This is a genomic window from Galbibacter sp. (genome assembly GCF_035306585.1).
In the GTDB taxonomy this organism is placed as follows: Bacteria; Bacteroidota; Bacteroidia; order Flavobacteriales; family Flavobacteriaceae; genus Galbibacter.
This window is the reverse complement of sequence record NZ_DATGNU010000123.1, coordinates 67,700-74,376: the sequence shown is the minus strand read 5'-3', so window position 1 is coordinate 74,376 and position 6,677 is coordinate 67,700. Positions and strand designations below refer to the sequence as shown.

Below are 6,677 nucleotides of genomic sequence, written 5' to 3'. Positions count from 1 at the left end.
CTCCCTAGGTAAGAACGATAACTTTCATCCCATCTAACTGCTACATTTACCATGTTGTCTCCGAGCAGTATTGGACTTCGGTTTGATTTGCAACCTTATCCAGACAACTTTGGCCTTATATGTAGTTTCTGTCCGTCAGGCCGGGATTTTGCTTAATATTGCTCATTGTCCAATCGCAATAATCTTCAGATTTCACCTCGCGATGGACACCCTTGTTTTAGGCTAACACTTCCCACTGCTTGGGCGTGCTTACGGACTTACACCCTATAGATATCGTCCATGCAAGGCGCACCAAGTAATAACCCTCGCAAATTGCGAGGGTTAAATTGATTATAGAAAGATTATTGTACTTCGCTATTTATGTTATTGCCATCCGCCTCCCAAGGCTTGATAAAGATCTACAATGGCGGTTAACTGCAAGTATTTATTATTCACTAAAACTAATTGCGAATTAAGCACATTTTCTTGAGCATTCAACACCTCCAGATAGTTCGCCAAACCTTGATTCAGCAACTCTTCAGAATATTCAAAAGCCAATCTATATGCTTGGTACTCTTTTTCTTTTAACTCAATTTTATCGGTAGTTGCTTCATAGGTATATAAAGCATCTGAGACTTCCCCTCCAGCATTAAGTAATGCCTTTTTATAAGTCAGAAGAGCTTGTTCCTGTTGTGCTTTGGAAACCTCATACTGCGTTCTGATTCTGCGACCGTTTAAAACAGGTTGAACCAAACCTCCTACCAAGGTATTAAAAAACGAACTTGCATCTAACCATTTATCAAGTTCCATACTCTGCAAGCCAGCAGTTGCTCCTAGAGTTATCGATGGATAAAAACTACTTCTAGCGACATTGGTAAGCTCAAATGCATTAATCAAACCAAATTCAGCAGCCAACACATCAGGTCTATTTTGAAGCAACAAATAAGGAACCCCAGTAACCAAATCAGTCGTGATTTCTTGATCTTCAAGGATACCACGCTCAATTCCATGAGCAGGCTCTCCTAAGAGAATAGAAAAAGCATTTTCTAATATTTTGGTCTGATTTTTAATATCGATTTTAATAGACTGAGCATTATACAAAAGGGCCGCTGTTTGTTGCACAGCTACTTCTGTTAACATACCTGCCTCTTTAAGCGCTTTTGTGGTCTCTAAACTACCCTGACGAGTTTCTATAGTCTGCTCGGTAATCTCGAGTTGTTTATCTAAAGAAAGTAATTGATAATACATCGAAGCAACCGCAGCAACCAATTCCGTTTTTACAGCCTTATGTGCTTCGATACTTTGCAAGTAAGTGGCTTGAAAAGCACGTTTACTACTTCTAATTTTACCCCATATATCAGCCTCCCAAGAAAGCTGCGCTGATAGATCATACTGCGTTATTGCTCCACTAAATACACTTCCGAACTGACTATTCTCTGAATTCTCTGTCCGAGTCGCGGTTGCATTAATTCCCAAAGTAGGGTAATTCCCTGCTTTACCTTGTTTTAGGTATGCCTCAGTTGCAGCGATCTGCTGTATGGCAACCCGAATATCCAAGTTGTTAGTAAGGGCTTTCTCAATATGTCCTTTTAATATGGGATCATCGAACAAATCCCTCCAAGATACCATTCCAAGAGAAGTACTATCGAGAGAAATCTGATCGGTTCTATATAAATTTTCGGTTTCAATCTCTGGTCGCTCGTAATTCTTAGCTACAAAACAAGATTGTAGTAAAAATGGAACCGCAAGACCCAGTAAAACTTTATATGTTCTGATTTTCATCATTGTTTAATTTATTAAGCTTCAATTTCAGTGAATGGTTCTTTTTTTGAACTTACCTTCTCTTGTAACCATTGGAATATAACAAAGAGCACTGGGATAACAAATACTCCTAGAATTGTTCCAATTAACATTCCGCCAGCTGCACCGGTACCGATGGATCGGTTACCCGCTGCTCCTACACCTCCTGCCAATGCTAAAGGCATCAATCCTAAAATAAAGGCAAAAGAGGTCATTAAAATCGGACGTAAACGAGCTTTAGCACCATGAATTGCCGCGTCGGTAAGACTCTCTCCTCGTCGCCTTCTTTGGACGGCAAATTCAACGATTAGAATTGCATTTTTAGCTAGAAGTCCAATTAACATAATCAGTGCAATTTGGAAATAAATATTGTTCTGCAAGCCGGCAATCATTGTCGTAAAATATGCCCCAAATACTCCTAATGGCAACGATAGAATCACCGCAAAAGGAAGCATGTAGCTCTCATACTGCGCCGCCAGTAAGAAATATACAAACACAATACTGAGCACAAAAATTAAAAATGTTTGGTTACCCGCACTTACTTCCTCACGTGTTAAACCTGAATAGGCAATGTCATAATCCGTTGGAAGATTTTGAACCTCTTGTTCAATAATATTAATGGCATCCCCTGTACTAAATCCAGGATTAGTGGCTCCAGAAACATTGGTAGAATTATATAAGTTAAAACGTGTTACCGACTGTGGTCCATACACTCTTTTAAGTGAAATAAATTGCGTAATTGGAGCCATTTCTCCATCGCCTGTTCTTACATATAATCCATCAAGTGATTCTAATGTTGCCCTATCCTCTGGAAGCGTTTGCAAGAACACACGATACTGCTTACCGAATCGAGAAAAATCCGCTGCGTAAATTCCTCCAATATAGCCTTGCAGGGTAGAGAAGATTGAGCTAATAGGCACGCCCAAGCTTTTGGCTACTGGGACATCAATTTCCATCTCATACTGAGGATAGTTGGTATTAAAGGAAGATTGAGCATACTGAATTTCAGGATGTTGCATAAGTGACATGATAAAATCCTGATTGACCTGATCAAGATCAGTAAACGCACCTCCAGATCTATCTAATAAATTAAACTCAAAACCAGCAGACATACCAAATCCTGGTACACTAGGGGGTGAGAAGAAAATAATATTTGCCCCTGGAATGGTAGCCGCCACACCGAAGAGTTTCTTCGTAATGGCATCTACGGATAAGGTTTCATCTTCTCGAAGATCCCAATCATCCAATTTTATAAACCCTAAACCATAGTTATTCCCTTGACCACCGATCAAACTAAATCCAGTAATTAATGTTACACCATCAATACCAGGCATGTCCTTAATCTTACCATATAACTCCTCATTTACCTGGGCTGTTCTATCCATAGATGACCCTGGGGGTAATTCCACGTTAACGAAAACCATGGCTCGATCTTCATTGGGCACAAACCCAGTTGGAGTTACCATAGTAGCCCAATAAATTCCAGCAGCAGAAGCCAATAACATCACTCCAGTTACCCATTTATTTTTCACCAAGAACCCTAATGCCCTACCATATCTTTCCGTTGTAGCATTAAAACCTCTGTTAAAAGCATCATAGAATCGCTGTAAAAAGGACTTTTTCTTTTTATCTTCCTCTGAATGTGTTTTTAATAACAACGCACATAATGCAGGACTTAGCGTCAAGGCATTTACCGCCGAAATTAAAATCGCCACGATCAGCGTAACCCCAAATTGTTCGTAAAAGACACCTGTCGGTCCTTGAATAAAGGTCACAGGTATAAACACCGCACACATTACTAGAGTAATAGAGATAATAGCGCCGGTAATTTCCCCCATTGCACTATGGGTGGCATCCATAGAAGTTTTTGAGACACCTTCTTCTATTTTAGCATGAACCGCCTCCACCACTACAATGGCGTCATCCACCACAATACCAATGGCCAGTACAAGCGCAAACAAGGTCAATAAGTTAATCGAATAACCAAAGACATTTAAAAAGAAGAATGTACCCACAATTGCGACGGGCACCGCAATGGCTGGAATTAAAGTAGACCTAAAATCTTGTAAGAAAACAAACACTACAATAAATACCAATATAAATGCTTCGATCAACGTATTGACAACCTTATCGATAGAGGCAGTTAAGAATACGTTTGTATCATAAGGGATAAAAACCTCTATCCCTTCAGGGAAACTAGCTGACATCTCATCTAGTTTATCCTTAATGTTTTCAATAATTTCTTGAGCATTAGATCCCTTAGTTTGGAATATACCCATACTCACACTTGGATATCCATTGGTCTTGGCACTAGAGGCATAAGAGAAGGCATCCAATTCAATTTCCGCCACGTCTTTCAACTTCAGATACTCCCCGTTCCCTAAGGCCTTAATAATAATATCCTCGTACTGTTTTTCAGTCTTAAATCGACCACTATATTTAATTACATATGAGAATGCCTCTCCATTGTTCTCCCCAAGAGAACCTGCAGCTGCTTCCAAGCTTTGCTCATTAAGCGCTGCCATTACATCTGTTGGAATTAGATTATAAGCCGCTAACTTTTCTGGTTTTAACCAAATTCTCATAGAGTAATCCTGCGCGGAAAACACCTGGACATTACCAACTCCATTTACCCTTTGAATTTCAGGAGTAACATTGATTTTCAAATAGTTGGCTAAGAAGGTGGCATCATAATTTTCATTGGTCGAATAAAACGACATAAACATCAATGCACTGGTTTGTTGCTTCTGCGTGGTTACCCCTGTTTGGATTACCTCCTGTGGTAATAAAGGATTCGCACGCGCAACCCTATTTTGAACGTTCACTGAAGCAATATCTGCATCGGTTTCTTGATCAAAATATACGGTGATTTCAGCAGTACCAGCGTTTGTAGCCGTAGAAGTGATGTAGGTCATCCCTTCCACTCCATTCACTTGTTCCTCTATCGGGATAATTACACTCTCCAATATAGTCTCGGCGTTAGCTCCAGGATAAGTAGCAGAAACCGTAATAGTTGGTGGTGCAATATCTGGATATTGTTCAATTGGCAAGGTAGTCACACCCAAAACCCCCAATATCACTATAATGATCGAGATTACTGTTGATAAAACAGGTCTCTCTATAAACGTTTTTATCATGTCTTACAATTTAGTCGTGAGATCCTTATATTATTTGAACACTGTTTCTAATGGCTTAACTACGCTATCATAAGGTACCTCTTGTGGTACAATAGGCATGTTGGGTCTAAGTTTACCAACACCATCAGATACGATCACATCTCCTACTTTGACGCCAGATTTCACTACATATAAATTATCGATTCTGTCTTTAATTTCAACTACATCAGCAGAAACTGTGTTATCTTCCTTCACATGGTACACTAGGATCTGGCCTTGTCTTTCAAAGGTTGCCGCTTGCGGAATTACTGGCGCATCGGTATAAGTAGTAGGAATTAAAACTTTACCACTATTACCATTGGTTACTATTAGATTAGGGTTCTCAAAAATTGCCCTAAAACTTACAGTACCAGTGCTCTGATTTACTTGTCCCGTTACGGTTTGTATTTTTCCTTTTTCCTTGTATATACTACCATTTGCTAGCTGTAGATTAACCGCAGGCAAATTGTCCAATTTATCCTGAAGGGTCTCACCCTCTGCATTTTGGATAAAATCCAAGTAATCTTTTTCATTCATGGAAAAATAAGCATAAACCTCGCTAATATCCGAAACTGTTGTTAGCGGAGTTGGATCCGCAGGACTTATCAATGACCCTACACGGTAAGGAATAGCTCCAACGTAACCATCAATTGGGCTCTTAACTGTGGCATACCCAATATTGGCTGTAATACTGTTGTAGGTACTTTTTGCCTGCGCTAATTTAGCTTTAGCGGTTTCAAGCTGCACATTACTAACAATCCCTTTTTCAACAAGTGGTCCAAGTCTGTCAACCTCCACTTGAGCTGCATTAACAGATGCTTTAGCCGCCTCAGCATCTTGGGATAAAGAGGCTGTTTCTAGTCTAAAGAGTGGTTGGCCTGCGCGAACTTTTTCACCCTCATCTACCAACACTTGTTTTATATAACCCGATACTTTAGCACGGATATCACTATTGACAATACCTTCAATACTTGCAGGATAGCTACTGTATCCAGTAATCTGCTTCGAACCTACTTTCACTATTGGAAAAGGCAAGGCCTGTTGTGCTGCACCTTGTTGTTGTTCTTTCCCGCCGCAAGCACCAAGAGTTAATGCCATTGCTATGGATAATAATTTTAAATACAAATTTGCCCTCATTTTTGTTCCTGATTGATAGTTATTAATAAATTATTTTTAAGTTTTTTTAAGTTTTCAATCATACTTTCTAAAAACTCTATATAATGGGTAGAAAAACCCATTTCTCGTTGTTGTTCTTCCTTTGTTAGTTTACTGTTTTCAAATTGAAGCGCTTTATACTCTAGAACTTTGAGATGAAGTACCTTCTCGCGTTCCCATGATGCTACTTTGTCATCCAATCGGTTCACCATGTTATCTTCAGCAATTTTAAAATAACGCTTTCGATCTCCTGATTTAGTATAGTACCCAACCCTGCCCATGGTTTGCAATAATTGAAGATTGGTGGATACAGAACTCTTGCTAACCTCCAATTCCTCGACAATTTCATCGAAGGTGGCGCCAGAATTCCCAGTCAGAGCTAAGAAAGCAAATATCCTTGAAGACAATGGGGAGAGCACATCTTGACTTTCAAAATACACGCCCATCTCTTCGATTAATTGCTTTTTAATTTTTATTAATTCCAATGGATCTGCCATACCTAAATTTAACGAGCACAAAAGTACACTTAGTTCTGTTTTAACCGAACTAATCAAAGTTAATAATTTGTTAATTATAAGTTAATCGGGA

Annotated in this window: 4 protein-coding genes; all 4 read right to left on the bottom strand. The window is 39.3% G+C overall.

Going from position 1 to position 6,677, the window contains the following annotated elements; translation table 11 throughout:
* Nucleotides 1-363: 363 nt before the first annotated feature.
* From VKY50_RS11310 to VKY50_RS11295, 4 genes are read right to left on the bottom strand one after another with little or no spacing between them, the layout of a single operon-like run.
* Nucleotides 364-1,761, bottom strand: a complete 1,398-nt coding sequence (locus VKY50_RS11310) for an efflux transporter outer membrane subunit (RefSeq protein WP_414652338.1) — start codon at nt 1,759-1,761, stop codon at nt 364-366.
* 14 nt (nt 1,762-1,775) lie between these two features.
* Nucleotides 1,776-4,916 (bottom strand): efflux RND transporter permease subunit, encoded by a 3,141-nt coding sequence (locus tag VKY50_RS11305; protein WP_324301913.1) that lies wholly within the window; start codon nt 4,914-4,916, stop codon nt 1,776-1,778.
* A gap of 30 nt (nt 4,917-4,946) precedes the next feature.
* Nucleotides 4,947-6,071, bottom strand: coding sequence for an efflux RND transporter periplasmic adaptor subunit (locus VKY50_RS11300; protein ID WP_324301911.1), 1,125 nt, complete (start codon nt 6,069-6,071; stop codon nt 4,947-4,949).
* Nucleotides 6,068-6,586, bottom strand: coding sequence for a GbsR/MarR family transcriptional regulator (locus VKY50_RS11295; RefSeq protein WP_324301909.1), 519 nt, complete (start codon nt 6,584-6,586; stop codon nt 6,068-6,070). Before VKY50_RS11295 ends, VKY50_RS11300 begins: the two co-directional genes overlap by 4 nt.
* Nucleotides 6,587-6,677: the final 91 nt, after the last annotated feature.

Coding starts and splice junctions, on each gene's coding strand:
- VKY50_RS11310 (WP_414652338.1), bottom strand. CDS start 1,761: ATGAAAATCAGAACATATAAAGTTTTACTGGGTCTTGCGGTTCCATTT.
- VKY50_RS11305 (WP_324301913.1), bottom strand. CDS start 4,916: ATGATAAAAACGTTTATAGAGAGACCTGTTTTATCAACAGTAATCTCG.
- VKY50_RS11300 (WP_324301911.1), bottom strand. CDS start 6,071: ATGAGGGCAAATTTGTATTTAAAATTATTATCCATAGCAATGGCATTA.
- VKY50_RS11295 (WP_324301909.1), bottom strand. CDS start 6,586: ATGGCAGATCCATTGGAATTAATAAAAATTAAAAAGCAATTAATCGAA.